Consider the following 23,311-nt stretch of genomic DNA (forward strand, 5'->3'; position numbering starts at 1 on the left):
CTCCTTGGTGCTGCCGCTAAACCTTCTTGACGACGCTCGACTTGAGTTGCATCTGGCCGAAACCGTCGACCTTGCAGTCGATGTCGTGGTCACCAACGCCGTCAACGAGGCGGATGTTGCGCACCTTCGTTCCGACCTTGATCGACGTGGGGCTGCCCTTGACCTTGAGGTCCTTGACGATGCTCACCGTGTCGCCATCGGCGAGGGGCGTGCCGAACGCGTCCTTGATCACTGCGGCGTTCTGCTCGGCTTCGGCAGCGGCATCCGCCTCGCTTGGCGACCACTCGTGCGCGCACATCGGGCACACCAACAGCGAGCCCATTTCGTAGGCAAGGTCGCTTGAGCAGTTCGGGCAGAGAGGCAGGGCGTCAGACATAAGGCACTTTCGGCTGGGCGCCGATGGGGCTGGCGCAGCGCTGAACTAGTCGCTAATCGTCAATTTTACCTGATTGCGCGGTTACAGATTGGTGCGCTGATCTGGAATACGACCGGCAACGCACACGTTGCACCCCACGACATTACTGTTCGACTCTGTTCAGCTTCTGAAAGGCCCACTTCATGACCATGCTTCACGACCGTCTCGCCGCGACCGACTCCCCCATCCTTGATGTGCTTGCCGAACGGTGGAGCCCCCGCCACTTCGACGCCACCGCACCTCTTGATGAGACGGCGCTGCAGAACGCTCTCGAAGCCGCCCGTTGGGCACCCTCGGCCTACAACAGCCAGCCCTGGCGAGTCGTTATCGCTCGTCGCGGAACTCCGCAGCACGACGCCATCGTCTCCACTCTCAGTGGCTTCAACCAGTCGTGGGCTCCCTCCGCATCTGCGCTGATTCTGTTCGTTGCAGAGCACCACAACGAAGAGGGACGGGCGCAGGCCATGGCGACGTATGACCTCGGTCAGGCCGTTGCCTACTTCACCATTCAGGCCCAGAGCCACGGACTGTTCAGCCACCAGATGTCAGGCTTCGATCCGGATGCCGCAGCAGCAGCCCTCGAGATCGACGACCGCTTCACCCCCACCACGGTCATGGCCGTTGGCTCACTCGGCGACCCCGCCGAGATGACCGACGTTATTCGCGAGCGCGAAACTGCACCCCGTGCACGTCGTGCCGCCGCCGAATCGGTACTCGTCAACGCCTAAGACTTGATGTCGCCCGCGACCAGTTCGCGCATCGCGGTTACGATGCCATTCTTCACGTCGGCCGATAGGTGCGAGACGAGAACGTGCGCTACGCCGGGTTCGGTGATGATCGCCTTCGCCTGCTCATCGAACTTGATCTCGGCCGGATCAATCGCGCTCCGCAGCGACACGATCGGCTCTTCCATGAGGTCGCACGAGCGAACCGCGACATCGGTGACGACGATGCCGTACACACCAGCGAAAGTTTTATCGAGCGATGCGAACGCGATCGTCTCGCCGTCGCCCAAGCCAATCTTTGGGCCAAATTTCTTGAGCATCTTCGCGAGGCGCGGGTCGTCTGCCAGCATTACGTCACTACGGATGCCGAGCTCTGCCAGCCGAGGAACTAACTCAGAAGCAGTCGAGTTCTCAGTCTCTTCCTCGCCCGATTCACCCGCGACGGCCAGCCCGAGCGCCTGCGAGAGCTGCACGACGCTAGTCACCGCGTCCACGAGAAGTTGGGTGAGTCGGAACTCTGGAGAATGGCCCTCAGCTGAGTGAGCTCCGATGAGCTTCACCATGTCTGACCAGTCGAACGCACTGCCAACGGAACTGATCAGGGCATGGCTGGAGGCGACCGGATCTACCGAGGTGACGGGCAGCATCCGATAGTTGGGAAGCTCTCGCCCGAATACTCCCGCAAACTTGTCTTGAATAACGATGCGCTGATCGGTCACGAGAAAACCCAGAGCTTGGCGCTTTCGTGTGAAGCGATTCATGGCGTGGTAGCCAACAAACAGCAACGGCACCTCGTTAGGTCGCGGAGCATCCGCGAGCAACAGCTGCTCGGCGGCATCCTCGAAGACTCGTGCAGCATCGTCGAAAGCGGGGTGATCCGTTTGGCCGGGGAGGAAGACCACAGGCTGCAGTTCAGCGGCAAAGTTCTTGGCCCAGCCCGCGAGCTTCGCCACGATTGTGTCTGTCGCCGCACGATGCGCGGCGGGGATGTCGCGAAGGTAGTCTTCCGCTACTGTCATGAACTGGTTCCTTTTCGAAGGGCTACGGGGGGTGCGTTTAGCGGAGGAATAGCGCGCTACTCGCGGCCGTCTTCGAGCGGGATGAGCATCGTGCGGAACTCGCCTTCTGCTGCGTGGATGTCCCAAATCCGTGACGCGACATCGTCGATGCCGTTGGGTAGTTGAAGCTTGGGAATGCCGCCCGGGATCACGAGCTGACGGATGCGGATCCCCTCCCCTTCGAGCGTCTCGTGCAGCATCTCGCCGTAGGCACTCTCGGCGGGGAACGCGAGTGACGTTCCCGCGAAGCCGGCGCGCGACTTCACCGAGGTGCCGCCGTTGATCAGGATGATGCTGCCATGTCCGGCCTCACGCATTGCGGGCAGCACCGCGCGCACGGTGTGGATGAGCCCGAGGGCAGAAAACTGGAGTGCTTCGAGCGCGAGTTCGGGAGTCAGATCGAGCACCGGCTTCAGGTAATCACGCGAGGGAAGCGGGCTGTACTGCACCGTCGTGATCGGCCCAAGTTCGGCAGCCGCACGAGCGAGTGCGCCTTCGAGCTGCGCAGGCTCGCGCACGTCCGCAGCAAAACCGCGGGCTGTCACCCCAGCCGTTTCGAGCTCAGCGGCGAGCGCATCGAGCTTCGACTGATCCCGAGAGATGAGGGCAACCGCGAAGCCCTCGCGTCCGAACCGGCGGGCTACTGCAGCGCCCAATCCTGGGCCTGCTCCGATGATGGCGATGACGGGCATGAGCATCCTTTGATCAAAGCGTTCGGCGGGCGGTGCTGCTCGAAAAGCCTAGCGGCGTGTTTCCGATCGATCTGAACGGGATTGAAGCAGAACCGTGCGGTTGAGAAGACCACCAGCCGCATCCGTGCGCCGCCAGACAGAACGCTAGTTGCTGAAGTGGAACACCACATCACTGTGCTGCCTAACAATGTGTCGGCTGGCAACACACCAGAAGCCTCACTGCGATCTCGCAAAAGAAAAGAGGTGCGCCACCTCGTGGCGCACCTCAAAATCTTGGTTATTACTCCAGCGCGCCGACGTGATTTCTCTCCGCCTCGTCCAGAGCGTACTAGGCCATAATAGGTGACGTGCACCCCAAGATCAAGTCAAGGCCCGGCAGGAAGTAATGAACCCAATCGATCCCGCCACACTGACGAAACTCCCCGCGATTCTCGGAACTGACCGATTTAAGCCATACTTAGTCGCTTGCAAAGGCGACCACGCGGGTGGCATTCGCCTCTATACGTGGAACGTCGAAGTCAGCGCCGCTTACCTAGGGGCGTTCGCCGCGTTGGAAGTGGGCCTTCGAAACGCGATGCATTCACAGCTCTCGCAGATTTCTGGCTCCTCATCGTGGTGGAGCAAAATCAAGTTCAGTGCAGCAGATGACGCAAGAATCGACGAAGTTATTGAGGATCTCAACCGAAAAAAAGCAAACAATTGGACACCTGGGCACGTAGTGGCGGAAATGCGGTTCGGCTTCTGGGTAGGGTTGCTCGCAAATCGATACCATACGAAGCTCTGGGAAGCTGGCCTAGAACGTGCCTTCCCGCACCTGGACCACGAACGCCCCCGCGGTTACCTGCACGATTCGCTCGAAAGGCTCCGCTTGCTGCGAAACCGCGCTGCGCACCATGAACCCATCCATGCGCGCGACCTTTTGATTGATCACAAGCTGATGTGCGAGATCGCTGGACATATCGACCCAGAATTGAGTGTCTGGATAGAATCGCACAGCCGCCTCGCTGGCATCGTCAACGCTCGCGCCCAGACAGTAGAAGCCTCAAGGCCCACACGGTTTTAGAACTCCCAATATGAAAACGTCGCCAATGAATACCCGGCCTGATAGACCACAGACGAATAGTCATGACGAGTCCACCGCTGGTGCACCTACAGGTGCCGAGTAATATCCATCCGTTGGTGCAGGATGCGAATCACGTCCACACTGTCGGCTCTCTCGATATAGAAGAGTAGATGGCTGCCAATGCTGTAGCGACGGTAACCATCACGTTCCAGCATTTTATCTGCGTGGCTTCGCTGACGGTGGGCGCACCAAAACCGTGCGACTTCCTGGAAAAACTCGATACGCAAACAGTGTGCTAACGACGACCGCGGAGAACGGTTTCTACGCCGTTCCCGGTCACCCGGATGGCGACGATGCTTTCAAAAAAGTACTGAGCCCCATAGAGGGGGGGGGGGGGAAACAGCGAGCATTATCGCTCCTATCGGGAGCGGAGAGTGACCTCTTCCGCCCGAGGACCGCGCGACCCTCGCCTACTTCATTGCGCTACAAGTCACTCGTGGACCCGAGCAACGCAGGAACACTGACTAACTGCCTGCGAGAGTGACGCGCTTGGAGCTTGGCTATGGGGCCAAGTCCAACGTGAAGGCCTGAGCGAAACGTAAGCACGGCATCGACATCACCGACAAAGAAGCTGACAAGTTTTAGGATCGATCTACACAACCAGGTGGTCCACCAATACGCCATCCTGCTCTCGCCCACATCACGCACATGACGGAGCTAGTCGATTCCATCCATTCGTACATCTCGGGTCCTCTCTGGATTCTCGTCCGCATCGAGCGGTGGTCACTCATCACCTCCGATGCTCCAGTCACCCTAGTTGCACGTCATGACGATGACCCATACATGGGTGTCGGCTTCGGCTTGTGATTTATCCGCTCAGTCAAAACTCGACCTAATGGTCGGCGACCCGCTGATGCTGATTGACCTCAAAGCGGCGGTCGAACGAATGCGCAGTTCGGAGTTCGATAGCGAGCAGAAGGGCGTTGTGAAAGTGGAGAAGCTCACCAACGAACACACAATACGTCAAGCGAGCATGTATCTCTTCCATCAACCGGACGACGAGAAGTTCATCCCTGACGATCTACCGGAGCCTCGTCCCGTGACGATGTCGATATGGGTTGACGACCTCAAGTTCACGGTGAGCCGCTTGAGATGCTAGGTGACCTGGAATCGTCTAGGAACTGACACGACCCCATGCCGGGCAGATCCAAGCAGCAAAAGGGTCTACTGAAAGCTTAGTTCAGTCTGAGGCTTATACCGCTCATATTCCGAGCACTACAGAATGCAGGTTCTCAAGCTCTGCTTCAATCTCCCAGAACTCATTTGCAAGCCAGCGTAGAGTATCCGAACTGAACGGCATGATTTCACGCTTTGGAGCGTCAGTACGATAACTACGCTTCATAGACAGAAACTCATATTGCTCACCTGTCTTTTCATTCTTCATAAATCCTCCAGCAACGAAGAACCCATGGACAACGAAATGACGGAGCTTGAGAGCTGTCTTCAACCTTTCAATCAGCTCTCTTGAGACATGCGTCTTCAGAGCCTTTACGAGGCTGCTGCTCGTGTCGTCATACCCTTTCGCTCTGACTTCCCAGTCACCTGAAGAGGCTTGAATGAGCGTGCCTCCTGCATCTTCAGCCCACGCCGCGGCGATAATCACTTCTCCTATGAGCTTGGGCAGCTCTGGCGAAGGTTGAGAACGGGAGAGCTTCATTGCTACTTCCTCAGGATTGTCACGCATCTCTTCAAGAGTGGTTTCCAGCCTATGCAGAACTGATTTCGCCAGAGCCAATTGCTCTGTTTTTGTTAGCTCTTCGACGTTCTTGGGAATGAGAGCTTCAATCACTTCGTCGATGAAGTCTGGTTCTTGTTCAGCCATGCCTTGACTATGCCACAGAGCAAACCAGCCCCGGTGGTGCATGCTGAAGCCTTCAGAGATGGAGAGTGAGAAAAGTTTCCTTGATGGGTTCAGAAAACTCTCTCGGCAGAACACTCCGTAAGGGGAGCTGGTTGTGCGTCAAGGAACAAGCGAAGCACAGATTCAGGCACAGGCTCTGTCAAGAACACGCGTTCTGGGCTTTAGTTTATGTCGCCTGACCTGCGATTTATAAGTTGAAGCGGAACTCCACGACGTCGCCATCGCTCCTGACATATTCCTTGCCCTCGGGGCGATCCTCAGCGATGGAGCCCGTCTCGACGAGGTCGTCGAATCCGATTACTTCAAGCCTTGATAAAGCCCTTTTCGAAGTCAGTGTGGATGACGCCGGCAGCCTGAGGTGCCTCGGCACCCTTCGGGATCGTCCAGGCGCGAGTCTCTTTCGGACCAGCCGTGAGGTACGTCTGCAGGCCGAACGGGTCGAAGCCGATGCGGGCGAGCCGGTCGAGACCGCTCTCTTCCTGACCGGAGCTCGCGAGAAGCTCTGCGGCATCTTCTTCGTCGACTGCTGCCAATTCAGATTCACTACTTCGACGCCACCGCAAGCCGTCCGTAACGGACGCTAGGGCAACGATGCAGTATGCTCCTCCCCTCTCCCGCGCCACAATGGAATCGGTACTCTTGAGTTATCGGGGCCGTTGTCGGTGCCTGTTCGAACCGAGGGACTCGCTACATGACTATGAATTCAAAAACTGACGAGGATGCAGCTCCAGCAACTTCGCGTCTTTCGGCACAACTGGAGCTCGCGGCGCAAGTACAACCGGTCATCGCCAATATGCTTGGCAGCGGTAAATCTCTGATCGATCCCGAGATTACGATCTGGACCAGCACGGTGGCTGAAGACCTAAAGTCCCGAGTCGGCGACAACCTCATCCCTGGCAGTGATCAAGGCCAATGGGAAAAGCTCGACAAACAGCTGACTGGCGCTTCCAACGCAGTCGTTCTTCTCGCCGCCGAGATTGTCTTCTTGCGTGGGCATGTGGTCTCAAGCGCGCTGCCAGATACGCGGCGGCAAAACGTCCGCCGCGTTCTAGCGCATCTTGACCAAGCGATCGAAATACCTAAAACACTGTCAATTGCGTTGGCGCGAGAAGCGCGCGTTGCAGGTTTTGATCCAGGGCGACAGTACAACGGGGCACTTTGGCGTCACGTTATCTGGGTCTCGAATTTCGTCTCTCACTGGACAGAGATGTCGGAGGCCGAACGTGATGCTGCGCGCTCCGACCCCTGGGCTCTGCAGCAGGTGATGATGGATTTGCGCAGCGATCAGCCTGATATTCGAAACGCGCTACAGTTCCTCGCGCACCCAGAGCATTTTGAATTGATTTCTTCAGACCCGACGAAGCGGCAAATTCGGGACGCCTTGGCGGAGACCATCGGAGGCGGTACTGAATCTGTTGACCGCGACCTTCTCAGAATCCGAGGGCATCTCGCAAAGGAAATGCCGGGTGAGTTCGACTTTTGGACGCCAGGGATAATCGAGCGTTGGACCCCGGAGGTTTCTTCGTCTGCGCCCGAACCACGGCAACGACGCACCTGGATCTATTCGCCTGGCCAATCAGCCTCTGAATGGCCAGAATGTTCGACCAATGCAATCATGACAATAGGTTGGGATCAGCTCGGAGACTACGCCCAGTATTCAAGCCGAGAAGAGGTTCGCCAAGAGCTGGACACGGAGAACACGGGCGCTTCCTTCAAAAACGATGTCCTTGCCGTTTGGCAGTTTCAACACGACATGGCGGTCGGCGACGTCGTCTTCGCCAAGCGAGGAACTAAGGAGATCATCGGGCGCGGCATCGTCGAGTCAGCTGCACGGTTTGAGCCGGAGCGTGCATCGTTCCGTGAAGTACGCTCCGTAACATGGACGCATGTTGGCTCCTGGGTGCATCCGGGAAATGCAGTTCTCAAAACACTCACCGACATCACGCCACATCACGGCTACGTCGAGACGTTAGAGGAACTGGTTACCGGAGTCGTCGAACCAGACCCGATCCCCCTGCCGACACCACTGCCGGTCTATGACCGCGCTTCATTCCTCAACGAGGTCTACTTCTCAGACGCGCAATATAGCCGAGTCAGCGGACTGTTGGCACGCAAGAAGAACGTGATCTTGGCAGGCCCGCCTGGCGTCGGAAAGACGTTCGCGGCAAAGCGACTCGCGTACTCGATCATGGGAGCTAAGGATCCGAGCCGTGTTCAGATGGTTCAATTTCACCAAAGCTACTCGTACGAAGATTTCATGATGGGATTTCGCCCCACCGAAGCCGGTGGCTTCTCACTTTCCGAAGGACCGTTCTATCGGTTTTGCGAGGAAGCTCGCATTGACGACAGCGAACGCCCCTACTTCTTCATTATTGATGAGATAAACCGCGGAAATATCTCCAAAATATTTGGCGAACTGCTTATGCTCATCGAAGCAGACAAACGCGGACAAGAGTTGCGCTTGCTCTACAAGGACGAATCATTTTCGGTTCCCGCAAATGTTCACATCATCGGCATGATGAACACTGCTGACCGCAGCCTCGCCGTTCTCGATTACGCGCTTCGGCGGCGCTTTGGATTCTTTGAGATGGAACCCGGTTTCAGTTCTGCAGGGTTCGTCCGCTGGCAAGAAGAAGCTGCACTTCCCGCCTTTGAACGCCTAACAACAACGGTGGCGGCCCTGAACGACGCCATCGCCGATGACCCGGCGTTGGGCCGGGGCTTCGCCATCGGCCATAGTTACCTCTCTCGCCCCCTTGACGGTGAGGCTGACGAGACTTGGCTGCAGTCAGTAGTCGAAGATGAACTCATTCCTCTACTAGATGAGTATTGGTTCGACGAACTTTCCAAAGCTACTGAGTGGGCGCACAAGCTCAGGAGCGCGCTGGAATGACCGGCGAAACGATCGGCATCCGCAACATCTACGTGATGATGGCTTACGCGTTTCGCACGATTGACAGCAACGGAACTGTCCCCGTGCTCGGCGAGAAGTTCGATCATCTGCACGACTTGCTCGCGCACATCATCGAACGCGGAGTAGCAGCCCAAATAAAACGCGGCCTCTACCGTGACTATCAGCCCCAGATCGAGGACGTCGCGGGAGTACGGGGGCGAATCGACATGGCGCAGACCGTAGCTACGCGCTCCATGACACGTGGTCGGTTAGTGTGTCGATTCGATGAGTACGAAGCGGATACTCCACACAATCAGGCGCTGAAGTCGGTGCTCCTTTTGCTTGCCAGACATAGCGAGGTCTCGCCTGATCGCAAGAAAGCCATCCGCAGACTCCTGCCACATTTGACAGAGGTCACCGACGTTGTCCCTCAGTCCATCTGCTGGAACTCACTCACCTTCCATCGCGCGAACGCCCCGTATCGACTTCTCCTTGGGGTCTGTGAACTGGTTGTTCACGGGTTGCTGCTAACCGAAGAAGCCGGCGAAAAGAAACTTGCTTCTTGGTTTAGTCCTGAAAAATTGAGCAGCCTTTACGAGCAATTTCTCCGCGAGTACTTCATCGTGCACCACCCAGAACTATCACCGAGTGCGCCGCACGTTAGATGGGATTACACCGCTGTTGACGCTATTGGGATGGAGCAGCTTCCCAGCATGCAAACCGATCTCACACTAAAAAGAGATGGTCGAACGCTAATAATTGATGCGAAGTTCTACGACGATCCGATGCAAATAGGGTGGAAGGGCACCACGCCAAAAGTCCGCTCGCAACATCTCTACCAAATCCTCGCCTACGCGAAAAATGAAGACGTCAGACAGGACGGCTCGGTGAGTGCCCTACTGCTATACGCCCGAACTGCTGCTGCCGTACAACCCGACCTCGATGTCGTGATCCAAAAAACCCGAATCGGCGCTCGAACACTCGACCTCAGCCTGCCGTGGGAACAGGTGCGCGAACAGCTAGAGGCGATTGCTGCACGGGTATAGACAAAAGGTGTACGCGCCGTACGGACGATACGTGACCAGCCTCGATTTATCTGCGATTCTCACGCAAACGCGATAACGGCCCTACTTACCGAAGCAGACGGCGGCCGTCTCCGTCGTCCAGCGCTCACTCCCAACTCCTCATAGATAGCTCGTTGTTGAAGCGGAACTGCACCGCGTTCCATAGCCGATTAACCTCGGTGTGCTGTTCAGATGTCCAGCCCCGGCTCCATGCACCGACAGTAGAATGGCAGGAGCCCAACGAAGGAGACGTATGTGCCGCGTGCTCGCTTACCTCGGTCCTGAGACAGCACTGGAGAACCTCCTACTCAAGCCAGAGAACAGCCTGATTAACCAGGCACTCGACCCCGAACGGCACCCCGAGCTTCAGTTAGCCGGATGGGGATTCGGGATCTGGGGCGAGCACCTGCTTAAGCCCGAAGAACCCTTCATCTACCGCCGACCCATGGCGGCCTTTTACGACGACAACGCTAGCCGGATGATCCCCAGCCTCCAGGCCAGCACGATGTTGGCGCATGTGCGAGCCGCGGCGTACGACTCGAAGGTCGTGATGGTCGACGAGAACTGCCACCCGTTCTCCTTCGAGGAGACCCCGTGGATCGTCGCCCAAAATGGCTACCTACCCAACTGGCAGCTCCTGCAGCGCGAGCTGCTGCAGCACTGCGAGGATCGGTATCTCAAACAGATGCGCGGGAACACGGACACCGAGTTCATCTACGTGCTACTCCTCTCGTTGCTCGAGGGTGACAGCAACGAGGACGTCCAACGTGCGATCGAGAAGCTCATCGAGCTGATCGCTCAGGCGATGAAGGACCTCGACCTCGGCGCTCTGACCAAGCTGAAGATGGCCCTCGTGTCAGCCGACCGCATCATCGGTATCAACGTCGGCCTCGGTCACCACGGTGAGACCAACCCCGCTGGTGACTGGAAGCAGCTGCGGAAGTCAGCCCCCGACAGCGACGACTTCGCACTCTCGATGCTCCTCGAACCGATGTACCTACTGATGGGGCGCAACTTCGAGGACGACGCAACGACCTACGACTTTGAGGAGTGCGGCGAGGATGACGCGACCGGTGTCATCTTCGCCTCCGAGCCTTTGACCGAGGGTGACGACTGGTCTCAGCTCAAGTTCGGCGAGATCGTCTTTCTCGAGAATGACGGTGAGCGCATCACCAAAACAATCAACACGCTGAAGGTCTGAGCGCGCTAGGTGTTCTTCTCACCGCGGTTGTGAGGCCAGCGGTATGGCTAGTTGTTGAAGCGGAACTCCACCACGCCGCCGCGGTTGGCAACCTTAACGTGCGGTATTGCGGGGGTGGTCGTTAGCGGCCTCGCTTACCCCTCTTCTTCGGCTTCCGACTCGGATTCAGCCTGGCGGTCGCCCTTCGCGCCGACGGTGGGATCGGACGTACCATGACGGCCGGAGGGGTGAGGCCCATCTCCGCAACGAAGCCGTCAAGCTCTCTGTTCTCCACCGGAGGCGAGTTGTCATAACGGATCGATCCGATGCGCTGCTCCTCATCGAAGACCACCATGAGCGCACGATCCGACAGAATCTGGTGCTTCTTCGCGAATCCGTAAGCCGCGAGCCGGGTGCTGGCCTCTTGGATAGACATCTTTCGAGGTTTGGAGCCCATGAACAACGTCGGGTAGCCCCACGCTCCGGCGAAGGCCATCATCGAATTGTGGTGGAGACCGTCCTGCCGAGTCATCGACGCCAAGCGTTCGACCATGTCGCCCAGCGACTCCTGCGACTCCTCAGCAAGGTTTAACAGGTCAGCGCTGAAGCGGAACCACCCTGGCTTGTGCCCATCCTGAAGGAAGTCTACGATCCGGGCGATGCCCGGCAGGACGCCGAAGGAAGGCTTCTCGGCTTCCACATCGCTCAAGCCTTCCTGGAAGTAGACCCAAGCGTCCAGCTCATCGGTTTGAGTCATCACTCGAGTTGGAACAGCCGACTCCTGATACCGACGACGCTCCTTGCCCGTAGAAGGCGCGACGCCAAGGAACTCTTCGCTTACCCGATCGGGGTCCGGTTCAACCCACAAGCCGCCCGAGAGAAACAGCATGAAGAGATCGAGCTCGTCGACGGCTGAGAACTTCAGCGACACTTCCGACTCTGTGCGACGTCGCAGATAGAGCAGGAACTCCGCAGGCCTATCGATGACCTCGGCAATGACGCTGAGGTCATGCAATGTCACGAGCCAAGGGAAACGATCACTTCCCACCACCTTGGCACGCACGAGTTCGTCCAAGGCAGTGGACAGCGGGCCGAAGTCGTCGAGGTAGACGGTCACCGAGCGAATCTCGCGGATCTCCGAGAGGTCCAGCCATTCGCGATTCTCAAGCCACAGCCCGTGATTTGTTCGGATATGGTTCTCAAGCCTGAGCGCCTGGTCGGTCGCGCTCCCGACCGTTTCCCGCAGGTCGGCAGACAACCTCTGGACATGCCCACGCCGCGCGTGACTGGAGATGCTCTTTGCCTTCACTTCGACGCAAATCGCGACATCCTCGATGATGAACAGCCCGTCTGCTTCAGTCTGCTCGGCGATCGAGTTGATGTCCTGCGCATCGGATCCGAGCTCAGAAACCTCGATGCCCGGATTAGCGCGGAAGTATTTGAGGTTCGCGTGGGCTGCGTCTGAGCCCAGGAGCGCGGCCAGACGCTTCAGAGCGAGCCCCTCGCTCACGAACATGCGGCGCTTCTCATAACGGCGAAACTTTGCGGGGTCCGCCTTGAGCGCCTCTTCGACGACTTGACGGAAGCAGTCGGTGCCGATCGGCTTGCCTGTCAGGATGTAGTTGCCGTCGACGTCCTTGACCAGCGATGCGGAGCGAAACGGGTTATCGCCGCTCAGGAACTTCGTCACTACGGCAAGCGCGTCGTCAGCGCCGTTGAACGACAGGCTGAACCGATCCAGAACGGCCTGGGTCCGATCTGCCGGCACACCCGAAGCTTCGGCAATCTCTTGAACAGTTAGGGTTGCGCGCTCTCCAGGAAGCTCCAACATACTCATCAGGGCGGAGCGCGCGTCCTTTTCAAACGAAGGATCGTTCTTCTTCTGGTCACGCTGCTCGAACATCTCGCCGACGGTGTCGCGGATGGCGAAGAACTTCTCCCCGTGGACACGAACGATTGCCTCACGCACAGCGCAGAAGTCCTCGTAGCTGAAACCAAGCGTCTCGAGGAGCAAATCACCGAGGTAGTGCGATGAGAACAGCTCTTCGTTGATCTCGTCATGGATATGCGCGTACTGCATGAACTGCACTGTCAGATTGTGGCTGACGAATTGGGCGGACAACATGGTCAGCGACCCGAATTCGTTTCGCTCACCCGAACTGAATAGGGCGAAGGAGCCCAAGGTCAGCATTTCCCGCGCCCGTTCGTGCAGGTCGGGAATCAATCCCGCAGGGCGGGTCTTGCTCGTCGGCGTCGACACAGGCGCGCGCCGACCCCTAGCGAGCAGAATGAGCGCGACGAGTTCGACCGCTGCCGGCATCTGATCAGCAAGGCTTTCGCGGTAGCCCTCGAGGATCATCGGCATCTCGCGCATCCGCATGAGCTCGATCACGTCGAAGGCGTCAGCGTCCTTCAACGACTCCGCGATGGCATGGACATGCTCGGCGATTATCGCTGGGCCACGAAGCACGTACTCCCTCGGGTTCTCCCCCTCGTTCATTCGACCAAGCATTTCCCCCATGCGCTCAAAGGCCGCGGCAAGACCCTCATCATCGGCCGTGACTATTCGCCCCGAAGGCAAATCGCGAACCTGCTTCTTCCCCATGACACTCCCCTTCTGTCCACACAAACCGTAGCTACTGGATTCCTACCCCATCGCAAGACCGGGACTACTACAGCTCCCTGCTGTGATCGCGGGGGCTCTGTGGCATGCACAGGCACTGCCAGAACTCCGAGTGGCGGTTGTGCCCTTTTAGGTCGACGATATCGCCTGTTCTCGCGTTAGCCTCAGGCCTAGCCTTCGAGCCTAGGCCTCGGTGAGCGCATTGATCGTGTTCGAGCGGCGAGATGCCGGCAGTTGGGCGACCGTGGAGGTGAAGGGAGCACCTGCAACGATCGATCCCCCTCGAGCTCCGAGTTTTGAGTCAGACCTTTTTTGAGTCAGCGCAACTAGCGAGAGATCGCGCGTCGAACAACTCGAATCCTCCCCAGAACTGACCATCCGGGGTGCTTGCCCGCGACGCTCCCGCACCGCAGAAACGAGTGTCGGCCCTTGCGCAGGTTCCGCAGGGGCCGACTAAAAGCGCAGGTCAGCGGGATGAACGCTAAGCAACTGATGGTAGATCGAAACTCGTCCGTCGAGCCCCATCGGAAGCCGAGAAGATAAAAACCTTAGTCAGAAGCCCTTTTTAGTTGTTGAAGCGGAACTCCACGACGTCGCCGTCGCTCATGACGTATTCCTTGCCCTCAACGCGGGCCTTGCCCTTGGCGCGAGCCTCAGCGATGGACCCGGTCTCAACGAGGTCGTCGAAGCCGATGACCTCAGCCTTGATGAAGCCCTTTTCGAAGTCTGTGTGGATGACGCCGGCAGCCTGAGGCGCCTTGGCGCCCTTCGGGATCGTCCAGGCGCGAGTCTCTTTCGGACCAGCCGTGAGGTAGGTCTGCAGGCCGAGAGTGTCGAATCCGATGCGGGCGAGCTGGTCGAGACCGCTCTCTTCTTGACCGGTGCTCGCGAGAAGTTCTGCGGCATCCTCTTCGTCGAGGTCGATGAGTTCGGCCTCCAACTTAGCGTCGAGGAAGATGGCCTTCGCGGGGGCGACAAGGGCCGCCAACTCGGCGAGCTTATCGGTGCTGCCCAGCACCGCTTCATCCACGTTGAAAACGTAAATGAACGGCTTGGAGGTGAGCAGACCCAGTTCACGGATCAACTCAAGTTCAATCTTCGTAGCCTCAGAGAGCGGCTTGCCCTCGTTGAGGAACGCCTGCGCAGCAAGCGCGGCCTCGAGAACGGCGGGCTCAACGCGCTTGGTCTTGAGTTCCTTCTCGTACCGCGCGACAGCCTTTTCGAGCGTCTGCAGGTCAGCGAGAATCAGCTCAGTGTTGATGGTCTCCATGTCGGATGCCGCATCAACCTTGCCGTCGACGTGAATAACATCCGGGTCGCTAAAGCCGCGCACGACCTGAGCGATAGCGTCAGCCTCGCGGATGTTCGCCAAGAACTTGTTACCCAGGCCTTCACCCTCGCTGGCGCCCTGCACAATGCCGGCGATGTCAACGAAGGAAACAGGAGCAGGCAGGATGCGCTCACTGCCGAAGATGCCCGCCAGCACCTTGAGGCGTGGGTCGGGCAAGTTAACGATGCCCACGTTAGGTTCGATGGTCGCGAACGGATAGTTCGCGGCGAGCACCGAATTCTTGGTCAGGGCGTTAAAGAGGGTGGACTTGCCGACATTCGGGAGTCCAACGATTGCAATAGTGAGAGCCACGAGGGTCAATCCTACCGGCGATAGCGGCCCCGAGGTGCGGGACCGCTATCGCGACGGTAAAGCAGGCTAGTTCTTAGCCGTTGTTTTGCGGAAAGCCGAGGTTGATTCCACCGTGGCTGGGGTCGAGCCAGCGGCTGGTGACAGCCTTCTGACGCGTGAAGAAACGGATGGCGTCGGGGCCATAAGCCTTCGTGTCACCAAACGCGGAGTCCTTCCAGCCGCCGAACGAGAAGTACGCCACGGGAACGGGGATCGGAACGTTGATGCCGACCATGCCGACCTCAACTTCGCGCTGGAAGCGACGCGCCGCTCCCCCATCGTTCGTGAAGATCGCGGTGCCGTTTCCGTACTGCGAGGAGTTGATCAGTTCAAGACCCTCTTCGTAGCTGGCGACGCGAATGACGCTGAGCACCGGTCCGAAGATCTCGTGCTTGTAAACGTCGGAGTCGGTGGAGACGTTGTCGATCAGCGTCGGGCCGAGCCAGAAACCATTAGCGTCGCCATCGATCTCAATGCCGCGACCGTCAACAACAACGGAAGCACCATCGGTCTCAGCGAGCTCGATGTAGCTGGCGACCTTGTCACGGTGCTGCTCGGTGATGAGCGGCCCCATGTCGCACCCGCGGGTGCCATCACCGGTGCGCAGCGTCGCCATGCGCTCGCTGACCTTGGCGATGAGTTCGTCAGCAACGGGCTCGACGGCAACGACGACCGAGACGGCCATGCAGCGCTCGCCAGCGGAACCGAAACCGGCGTTGACGGCAGAGTCGGCAACGAGGTCGAGGTCAGCATCCGGAAGAACCAGCATGTGGTTCTTGGCGCCGCCCAGAGCCTGAACGCGCTTGCCGTGGTGGGCAGCAGTTTCGTAAATGTACTTAGCGATCGGGGTGGAACCAACGAACGAGACGCTGGCAACATCCGGATGCTCAAGAAGAGTGTCAACGGCGAGCTTGTCACCGTGAACGACGTTGAACACACCGTCGGGGAGGCCGGCCTCGGTGAAGAGTTCTGCCATCCACACGGCGGATGACGGGTCCTTCTCGCTGGGCTTCAACACAACGGTGTTTCCCGCGGCGACAGCCATAGGGAAGAACCACATCGGCACCATGGCCGGGAAGTTGAAGGGGCTGATGATCGAGACAACACCGAGCGGCTGCTGCAACGAGTACACGTCAACACCGGTCGAGACGTTCTCGCTGTACTCACCCTTGCTGAGCTGAGCGATGCCACAGGCGAAGTCGAGAACTTCGAGGCCACGAGCGATCTCGCCAGCAGCATCCGAGAGAACCTTGCCATGCTCGGCGGTGATGATGGCAGCAAGCTCATCCTTGCGAGCATTGAAGAGCTCACGGAAAGCGAACATCACGGCGGTGCGCTTAGCAAGCGACGTGTTGCCCCACTCGGGGAAGGCAGCCTTAGCAGCGGCAACACCAGCGTTGACGTCAGCGACGGATGCGAGAGGAACGGTGCGTGCGACAGCTCCGGTTGCGGGGTTGAAGACATCGCCACGGTTGGGCGAGTCGCCCTCGGCAGCGGCGCCGTTGATCCAGTGCGGAATCGTGGAGTACATGGGCCTACTTTCGTCGGAAGTAGCCCCAGTCTGCGACCTTTGCGATCTGCAATCAAGACCTATTAGTGCACGGGCAATCTGCAAAAATGCACAGTAGGTGCACGGGCGTCAGCGACCGACACCCCGCGGCACTAATTGAGGGGCAAGAGCTCTGAACTGCGACGGGCAACTTCGCGGTGTAAAGCGGCCCGGACCAGCTGAACCGCCTCGACATCCGCGGCCTCTTTTCGCACCGAAAGAGCGAACTCTAAGCGAAAACTGACCTCGTCGGGCAGCACCGCAACGAGTCCAGGTTCGGGCTCGGCCATGAAGGCGTGCAGCAGGCCAATGCCGGCTCCCTGACGCGTGGCCTCGAGCTGCGCAAACACACTCGTCGAACCAAAGCCCACGCGCATGCCGCCGAGCACCGGGGCGAGGTCGAGCTCGCGAACGGTGAGCAGAGCATCCACATAGAAGACCAGCGGATGGGCGTCAAGATCGGCCACCGAGCGGATCGGCGGATGAGAAGCCACGTAACCGGGTGAGGCGTAGAGACGAAGGGCGTACGCGGCGAGCGGTTCGGAGGCGAGACGAGAGGTCGCCGTTGTACCGATCGTGATCGCCAAGTCGAAGCCAGCTCCACGCAAGCTGAGGGGGCGTGTTGAGGTCACCAATTCGACCGTGATGGATGGATGCTCCGCCTGCACCGCCGCGAGCGCAGCGGTCACAAAAGTGGCCCCGAATCCATCGGGCGCCACGATGCGCACGGTGCCGCGTACTTCGTCGGCGCTGCCGCTTGTGGCACCGACAACGTTTTCGACGATGTTCTCGAGCCCGGCGGCACGCGTGGCGACTTCGCGGCCGATGGTGGTGAGTTCCCAGCCGTCGGCGCCGCGGTCGAGCAGGCGTACGCCGAGCGCGGCCTCGAGGCGATCGATGCGGCGACGCACGGTGGTGTGGTCGACGCCGAGCAGCGTGGCGGCAGACACCATCCGGCCGGCCCGTGCCACAGCAATGAGGTAGCGCAGATCGTCGGTGCTCACATCGAGCGGATGCACGGAGTCGCTGGCCATGCCCTTAACCCTAGGGGCGCGTCCCGAGGGGCGCGACCGGGCCCCTCCCCCGCATTGCTCCCGGGAATGTCCGTGCTGGCTGGCACACTGACGGCATGGATCCTGTTGTTGCTCTCGTTGTTGGCCTGCTCGTTGGTGCGGTTCTCGGTGTCGTCATCGGCCTGCTCATTGCGCGCGTGCGCTCGACCGCCCCCACCGACCAGGTTCCGCCCGAGGTTCTCGAGGCCCGCCACCAGGCCGCGATCGCTCAGGTCACCGCTCAGGAGCGGGAGCAGCAGTCGCGCCTTGCCGCCCAGCTTGCGTCCACCACTGCTCGGGCGGATGCTCTGAACGAGCAAGTGGCGTCGCTGCAGTTGCAGTACCGCGAGACTCTCGATCGCCAGCGCGAGGAGGCTGCGGCTCTTGCCGAGCGCGAGCGCCGCGAGTCGAAGGTGCTTCAAGCCCTCACGCCGGTGCAGGAGACGCTGCGCACGATGCAGAACAAGGTCACCGAGTTGGAATCACAGCGCAGCCAGCAGCACGGCGAGCTGAGCCAGCAGCTCAAGTCAGCCACGGAATCCGAAGAACGATTGCGAAGTACCGCCGAGTCGTTGGCGTCAGCGTTGCGCAACAACTCCACCCGTGGCGTCTGGGGTGAAACCCAGTTGCGCAATGTTGTGCAGGCAGCCGGCCTCATCGAGCGGGTCGACTTTGACGTGCAATCGAGCATCACCTCGGATGCCGGTGCCGGCCGCCCCGACATGGTCGTGCACCTTCCCGGCGGCAAGAATATCGCCGTCGATGCCAAGGTGCCTTTCACCGCGTTCTTAGAGGCGAGCCAGATCTCGGTCACTGCAACGGGAGAAGAAGGTGCTCGTCGCGAAGCCCTCATCAAGCAGCACGTCAAGGTGATGCGCGGCCACATCGATACCCTCGCGAGCAAGGCCTACTGGGCGGGGCTCGACGCCTCCCCCGAGCTTGTGATCGCGTTCATCCCGAGCGAGTCGCTCGTATCGTCGGCGATGGAGGCTGACCCCTCGATCATGGATTACGCCTTCACCAAGCGCGTCGCCCTCGCTTCACCCGTCACCCTGTGGTCGGTGCTCAAGACTGTCGCGTTCTCGTGGCAGCAAGACGTACTCACCGACCAGGCCAAAACCCTGTTCGACCTCAGCAAAGAGCTCTATCAGCGCCTCGCCACGCTTGCCGAGCACGCTGACAAGCTGCGTCGTTCAATCGACACCACCGTTAACAGTTACAACCAGTTCGCCAACTCGCTCGAAAGCCGGGTACTCGTCACGGCCCGCAAACTCAACGCGCTCGACGAATCAAAAGTGATCGGCGATACCCACACGGTGGAGGGCACGCCAAAGCACATCACTGCAGCCGAGATGGAGCTGCCCTCCGCAGACGCAGCCGACTAAGCCGCGTCGTATTTCGCTCTCTGCGTGATTAGTGGTCGAGCCACTTCTCGGCAAGGTGGTCAGCTGAAATACGGCGGATCGTTCCCGAGTGTGACCGCAAGACGATCGATTCGGTGCGAATGATGGGGCCGTAGCGACGGACCCCCTTCACGAGTCCGCCATCGGTCACACCCGTGGCAACAAAGAACGTGTTGTCACTGGCGACCATCTCGTCGGCCGTGTAAACATGATCGAACTTGAGGCCGGCATCCATACCGCGCTGGCGCTCGTCGTCAGTCTGCGGGTAAAGCATTGTTTGAATTTCGCCGCCAAGAGCCTTGATCGCACAGGCCGTAGCAACGCCCTCCGGGCTGCCGCCGATGCCAACACACATATCGATGCGCGTGCCGTACAGCGCCGCATTAATGCCACCGGCAACATCACCATCAAGCATGAGGCGCGTTCCCGCACCCGCCTCGCGGATGTCTTCAATCAGTTGGGCGTGACGCGGACGGTCGAGTACCGCAACAACAATATCTTCGGGCGATTTTCCTTTTGCCTTCGCGAGCGCACGAATGTTTTCACCGATGGGTTTACGCACATCGACAACACCAACACCTTCGGCGCCAGTGACGATTTTGTCCATGTAGAACACGCTCGAGGCGTCGAGCATCGTGCCGCGGTCAGACACCGCGATCATGGAGATTGCGTTCTGACGTCCCGCAGCGGTCAGCGAAGTTCCATCGATCGGGTCAACGGCGATATCGCAGGCGGGTCCGCGGCCCGTGCCGACGTGCTCCCCGTTAAACAGCATGGGAGCGTTGTCTTTCTCACCCTCGCCAATAACGACAAGACCGTCGAAATCCACGGTGCCCAAGAATTTGCGCATCGCGTCGACTGCAGCACCATCAGCACCAAGCTTGTCGCCCTTACCGATGAAGGGAACGGCGCGAATCGCAGCCGCTTCGGTGGCCCGCACAAGCTCGAGAGCGAGGTTGCGGTCGGGGTGGAGGAATAGCGTGCCGGTTTCTGGACTCACCTGAAAGCATCCTTCGTTGAGAGTTGGTCGACTGGGGACGCGCCGGTGGTGGACAGCGCGCCCCCAGTGTACCCGGATCGGTAGGCCCGGTTCGGGCCGTTCGCCCGAGATCGCACTAACGTGCAACAGTTCGCGCCCGTCCAGAGCGGGTGGATAGAATCGACGCGAGCCGGACCAGAGCGGTAGTCGGTACCGCATGAGGAGAGACAACAATGCCCGTCGCAACCCCAGACCAGTACGCAGAAATGCTCGACAAGGCGAAGAAGAACTCTTTCGCCTACCCCGCCATCAACGTTTCGTCGTCATCGACCATCAACGGCGTACTTCAGGGCCTCAGCGATGCTGGCTCTGACGGCATCATTCAGGTCACCACGGGTGGCGCAGACTACTTCGCTGGCCAGTCGGTCAAGGCACGGGCATCCGGAGCTTTGGCTTTTGCTGCTTTCGTCACCGAAGCCGCCAAGAACTACCCCGTCACGGTTGCCCTGCACACCGACCACTGCCCCAAGAATGCCCTCGACGACTTCGTATACCCGCTCATCGCGGCCTCCGAAGCTGAGGTCAAGGCCGGTCGCAACCCCATCTTCCAGTCGCACATGTGGGATGGCTCGGCTGTTCCCCTCGACGAGAACCTCGCCATTGCGCGCGACATCCTTCCCCGCATGAAGGCCATCAACTCGATTCTCGAAGTTGAAATCGGCGTCGTCGGCGGAGAAGAAGACGGTGTGAGCCACGACATCAACGACAGCCTCTACACGACGCTGGATGACGTTATCGCTACCGTCGACGCGCTCGGCCTCGGCGAGCAGGGTCGCTACATCGCCGCCCTCACCTTCGGCAACGTGCACGGCGTGTACAAGCCTGGCAATGTGAAGCTGCGCCCCGAACTGCTCGGCGACATTCAGGCCGGCATCGCCGCGAAGTACGGCACCGACGCCAAACCCCTCGACCTCGTGTTCCACGGTGGATCGGGATCGACCGATGAAGAAATCGCGACCGCCGTGGCTAACGGCGTCATCAAGATGAACATCGACACCGACACGCAGTACGCCTACAGCCGCTCGATCGCCGACAGCGTTCTGCGCAACTACGACGGCTTCCTCAAGGTAGACGGCGAAGTCGGCAACAAGAAGGTCTACGATCCCCGCGCCTGGGGCAAGACCGCAGAGTCGGCTCTCGCCGCTCGCGTGGTAGAAGCTACCCAGCAGTTGGGCTCGGCTGGGTTCTCCAGCAAGTAACGCTCCACACGAATGGGGGTTGACCTGCGGGTCAGCCCCCATTTGTCGTTGGTGCCGAGTAGACCCGGCATCCACCGACTGCCGCGACAGCTGTGCACGACAGCTGAAATCACCGCCGTGCGCGCTACTGCTGCTGCATGCTGTCGACGTAGGTCATGAAGCCGGGATCGCTCAGCACGGCAACGAAGATCGCAACGAGCATCGCGAGCGTGGCGATCGCGGCGCCAACGAGCGGAATCCAGAATGCGATCCGCTTGCGCTGCACTTGAATGAGCGCGAACACGATCGTGAGCACGAGGACGACAACGCGCACGATGTTGGCAACCGCTCCTGCTTCGGCGGCAGCTTCATCGGCCGCAAAGCCCTCGTACCCTTGCGCCGCCAGACCCTTGCGCAGAATCGGCCCCAAATCGGCGACCGTGCCGAAGCTGTTGATGACGTCCACCACCCCGAAGAGCAAGAGAGTGGCCGTGAGTAAGACATCCCACATGCGTTGTTTGCGCTCGGAAGGTGCCGCGGGCTGTGAGGCCGGGATCACAGAGGGCGTCGCGTTCGATGGTCTCGCGTTCGAAGGCACTGCTGTGGAGTGCTGAGTGTCTGGGGCGGGCTCAGCGACCCCGTCCGGCGATGCGGATGGCAGCGGCGCATATTCGCCATACTTCGGGCGAGGGCGGGGATCAGTCATTAATCCTGTTGCCAATCAAGTTTGCGGTTGCGGCCGCCGAGGCCGCGCTTATCGGGATTGCCGTCAGCGTCGGTGCGCAGTTCTTTTGGTAGCGAGAACATGAGGTCCTCTTCGGCAGTGACGACGGTAGAGACATCGCCATAGCCGGCCTCGGCGAGGTCGGCGAGAACTTCTTGCACAAGGACTTCGGGAACGGATGCTCCACTCGTCACACCAATCGTCGCGACGCCGTCAAGCCACTCCTGTTTGATTTCGCTCGCGTAATCGACGCGGTAGGCGGCCTTGGCTCCGTTCTCGAGCGCGACATCCACGAGGCGCACAGTGTTGGAGCTGTTCGCACTGCCGACCACGATCACGAGTTCTGCCTCCTCGGCAACCTTCTTGATGGCGACCTGGCGGTTTTGCGTGGCGTAACAAATGTCGTCACTCGGCGGGTCTTGAAGGGTCGGGAACCGTTCGCGCAGCAGCCGAACCGTCTCCATCGTTTCGTCGACGCTCAGCGTGGTCTGCGAGAGCCACACGAGGTTGTCGGTGTTTTCGACCACGATGTTGGGTACGTCGGCGGGGCTGTTGACGAGGATGGTGCGCTCGGGCGCGTGGCCCATCGTGCCCTCGACTTCTTCGTGGCCGTCGTGGCCAATCAGCAAGATTTGGTAATCGTCGCGGGCGAAGCGTGTTGCTTCTCGGTGCACCTTCGTGACGAGCGGGCAGGTGGCGTCGATCGCGTGCAGCTCGCGGTCGGCGGCTCCCTTGACAACAGCAGGCGAGACACCGTGGGCGGAGAACACGACGGTTGATCCTTCGGGCACCTCTTCGACCTCATCCACAAAAATGGCGCCCTGCGCTTCGAGCGTGGTGACGACATGGATGTTGTGCACAATCTGCTTGCGCACATACACGGGAGCACCGTAGTTGGCGAGTGCTTTCTCGACCGCAATCACGGCGCGATCCACCCCCGCGCAGTAGCCGCGCGGGGCCGCCAATACGACGCGCTTAGCTCCCGCGACCGGCACATCTTTCAATTGCTCTCGGCGGGCGGGCATCGGGGGCATCGCTAGCGCCTGGGCGC

21 protein-coding genes and 1 pseudogene are annotated in these 23,311 nt (G+C 59.7%); 9 read left to right on the forward strand and 13 right to left on the reverse strand.

The annotated features are described in order from the left end of the window. Positions 1-16 precede the first annotated feature (16 nt). Positions 17-376, reverse strand: coding sequence for a zinc ribbon domain-containing protein YjdM (locus ACR3YK_RS02085; protein WP_197107410.1), 360 nt, complete (start codon positions 374-376; stop codon positions 17-19). A 182-nt stretch (positions 377-558) separates the two neighbouring features. Between ACR3YK_RS02085 and ACR3YK_RS02090 the strand changes: the two genes are divergently transcribed. Continuing rightward, the gene (locus tag ACR3YK_RS02090; protein WP_486175596.1) at positions 559-1,143 is read left to right on the forward strand and encodes a nitroreductase family protein; all 585 of its coding nucleotides are present in this window, start codon (positions 559-561) and stop codon (positions 1,141-1,143) included. Here the strand turns inward: ACR3YK_RS02090 and ACR3YK_RS02095 are convergent. Both ACR3YK_RS02095 and ACR3YK_RS02100 read right to left on the reverse strand, forming a co-directional pair. Further along, positions 1,140-2,159, reverse strand: coding sequence for a hypothetical protein (locus ACR3YK_RS02095; RefSeq protein WP_486175597.1), 1,020 nt, complete (start codon positions 2,157-2,159; stop codon positions 1,140-1,142). The two genes, ACR3YK_RS02090 and ACR3YK_RS02095, sit on opposite strands and share 4 nt — an antisense overlap. Before the next feature lie 56 nt (positions 2,160-2,215). Continuing rightward, the gene (locus ACR3YK_RS02100) at positions 2,216-2,890 is read right to left on the reverse strand and encodes an SDR family NAD(P)-dependent oxidoreductase (protein WP_486175598.1); all 675 of its coding nucleotides are present in this window, start codon (positions 2,888-2,890) and stop codon (positions 2,216-2,218) included. Positions 2,891-3,275: 385 nt separating this feature from the next. Between ACR3YK_RS02100 and ACR3YK_RS02105 the strand changes: the two genes are divergently transcribed. Next, the gene (locus ACR3YK_RS02105; protein ID WP_486175599.1) at positions 3,276-3,953 is read left to right on the forward strand and encodes a hypothetical protein; all 678 of its coding nucleotides are present in this window, start codon (positions 3,276-3,278) and stop codon (positions 3,951-3,953) included. An 86-nt stretch (positions 3,954-4,039) separates the two neighbouring features. Here ACR3YK_RS02105 and ACR3YK_RS02110 read toward each other — a convergent pair whose 3' ends face one another. Further along, entirely contained in the window at positions 4,040-4,240 is a 201-nt protein-coding gene (locus ACR3YK_RS02110; protein WP_486175600.1) for a type II toxin-antitoxin system RelE/ParE family toxin, read from the reverse strand. A 421-nt stretch (positions 4,241-4,661) separates the two neighbouring features. On the opposite strand from ACR3YK_RS02110, the gene ACR3YK_RS02115 reads away from it, so the two are divergent. Both ACR3YK_RS02115 and ACR3YK_RS02120 read left to right on the forward strand, forming a co-directional pair. Next, positions 4,662-4,820 carry a hypothetical protein gene (locus ACR3YK_RS02115; protein ID WP_486175601.1) on the forward strand — a complete coding sequence of 53 codons (159 nt, stop codon included), beginning with the start codon at positions 4,662-4,664 and terminating at the stop codon, positions 4,818-4,820. 28 nt (positions 4,821-4,848) lie between these two features. Beyond that, positions 4,849-5,112, forward strand: a complete 264-nt coding sequence (locus tag ACR3YK_RS02120) for a hypothetical protein (protein ID WP_486175602.1) — start codon at positions 4,849-4,851, stop codon at positions 5,110-5,112. Positions 5,113-5,214: 102 nt separating this feature from the next. Here ACR3YK_RS02120 and ACR3YK_RS02125 read toward each other — a convergent pair whose 3' ends face one another. Next, positions 5,215-5,835 (reverse strand): hypothetical protein, encoded by a 621-nt coding sequence (locus tag ACR3YK_RS02125; protein ID WP_486175603.1) that lies wholly within the window; start codon positions 5,833-5,835, stop codon positions 5,215-5,217. A 226-nt stretch (positions 5,836-6,061) separates the two neighbouring features. Then, positions 6,062-6,416: pseudogene (locus ACR3YK_RS02130) on the reverse strand (DUF933 domain-containing protein); the annotation flags it as partial. Positions 6,417-6,565: 149 nt separating this feature from the next. Between ACR3YK_RS02130 and ACR3YK_RS02135 the strand changes: the two are divergent. From ACR3YK_RS02135 to ACR3YK_RS02145, 3 genes are all read left to right on the forward strand, one after another. Further along, positions 6,566-8,767 carry an AAA family ATPase gene (locus ACR3YK_RS02135; protein WP_486175604.1) on the forward strand — a complete coding sequence of 734 codons (2,202 nt, stop codon included), beginning with the start codon at positions 6,566-6,568 and terminating at the stop codon, positions 8,765-8,767. Beyond that, positions 8,764-9,813 (forward strand): 5-methylcytosine-specific restriction endonuclease system specificity protein McrC, encoded by a 1,050-nt coding sequence (gene mcrC, locus ACR3YK_RS02140; protein ID WP_486175605.1) that lies wholly within the window; start codon positions 8,764-8,766, stop codon positions 9,811-9,813. The genes ACR3YK_RS02135 and mcrC overlap by 4 nt, the downstream gene beginning before the upstream one ends. 271 nt (positions 9,814-10,084) lie before the next feature. Next, positions 10,085-11,032: a class II glutamine amidotransferase gene (locus ACR3YK_RS02145; RefSeq protein ID WP_486175606.1), complete on the forward strand. Its 948-nt coding sequence runs from the start codon at positions 10,085-10,087 to the stop codon at positions 11,030-11,032. Positions 11,033-11,153: 121 nt separating this feature from the next. On the opposite strand, the gene ACR3YK_RS02150 is transcribed toward ACR3YK_RS02145, so the two are convergent. The 4 genes from ACR3YK_RS02150 to ACR3YK_RS02165 all read right to left on the reverse strand — a co-directional run bounded on the left by ACR3YK_RS02150 (position 11,154) and on the right by ACR3YK_RS02165 (position 17,898). Further along, positions 11,154-13,616: a hypothetical protein gene (locus ACR3YK_RS02150; protein WP_486175607.1), complete on the reverse strand. Its 2,463-nt coding sequence runs from the start codon at positions 13,614-13,616 to the stop codon at positions 11,154-11,156. Between the two features lie 583 nt (positions 13,617-14,199). Continuing rightward, positions 14,200-15,276 carry a redox-regulated ATPase YchF gene (ychF, locus tag ACR3YK_RS02155; protein WP_486175608.1) on the reverse strand — a complete coding sequence of 359 codons (1,077 nt, stop codon included), beginning with the start codon at positions 15,274-15,276 and terminating at the stop codon, positions 14,200-14,202. Between the two features lie 73 nt (positions 15,277-15,349). Next, complete coding sequence (locus ACR3YK_RS02160; protein WP_486175609.1) at positions 15,350-16,846, reverse strand: CoA-acylating methylmalonate-semialdehyde dehydrogenase; 1,497 nt, start codon at positions 16,844-16,846, stop codon at positions 15,350-15,352. Between the two features lie 131 nt (positions 16,847-16,977). Next, positions 16,978-17,898: a LysR family transcriptional regulator gene (locus tag ACR3YK_RS02165; RefSeq protein ID WP_100389706.1), complete on the reverse strand. Its 921-nt coding sequence runs from the start codon at positions 17,896-17,898 to the stop codon at positions 16,978-16,980. A gap of 95 nt (positions 17,899-17,993) precedes the next feature. Between ACR3YK_RS02165 and ACR3YK_RS02170 the strand changes: the two genes are divergently transcribed. After that, positions 17,994-19,301 (forward strand): DNA recombination protein RmuC, encoded by a 1,308-nt coding sequence (locus ACR3YK_RS02170; protein ID WP_486175610.1) that lies wholly within the window; start codon positions 17,994-17,996, stop codon positions 19,299-19,301. Between the two features lie 28 nt (positions 19,302-19,329). Here the strand turns inward: ACR3YK_RS02170 and glpX are convergent, their stop codons facing one another. Further along, positions 19,330-20,319 (reverse strand): class II fructose-bisphosphatase, encoded by a 990-nt coding sequence (gene glpX / locus ACR3YK_RS02175; protein ID WP_486175611.1) that lies wholly within the window; start codon positions 20,317-20,319, stop codon positions 19,330-19,332. Positions 20,320-20,531: 212 nt separating this feature from the next. Here glpX and fbaA point away from each other — a divergent pair, with 212 nt between their 5' ends. Continuing rightward, entirely contained in the window at positions 20,532-21,557 is a 1,026-nt protein-coding gene (gene fbaA, locus ACR3YK_RS02180; RefSeq protein WP_486175612.1) for a class II fructose-bisphosphate aldolase, read from the forward strand. A gap of 124 nt (positions 21,558-21,681) precedes the next feature. Here fbaA and ACR3YK_RS02185 read toward each other — a convergent pair whose 3' ends face one another. Further along, on the reverse strand, positions 21,682-22,242 hold the full coding sequence (locus tag ACR3YK_RS02185; protein WP_486175613.1) for a DUF6264 family protein: 561 nt from the start codon (positions 22,240-22,242) through the stop codon (positions 21,682-21,684). Next, positions 22,242-23,294, reverse strand: coding sequence for a 4-hydroxy-3-methylbut-2-enyl diphosphate reductase (locus tag ACR3YK_RS02190; RefSeq protein ID WP_486176361.1), 1,053 nt, complete (start codon positions 23,292-23,294; stop codon positions 22,242-22,244). Before ACR3YK_RS02190 ends, ACR3YK_RS02185 begins: the two co-directional genes overlap by 1 nt. Positions 23,295-23,311 lie beyond the last annotated feature (17 nt).

It is taken from the genome of Salinibacterium sp. 10G20-15 (genome assembly GCF_057365065.1).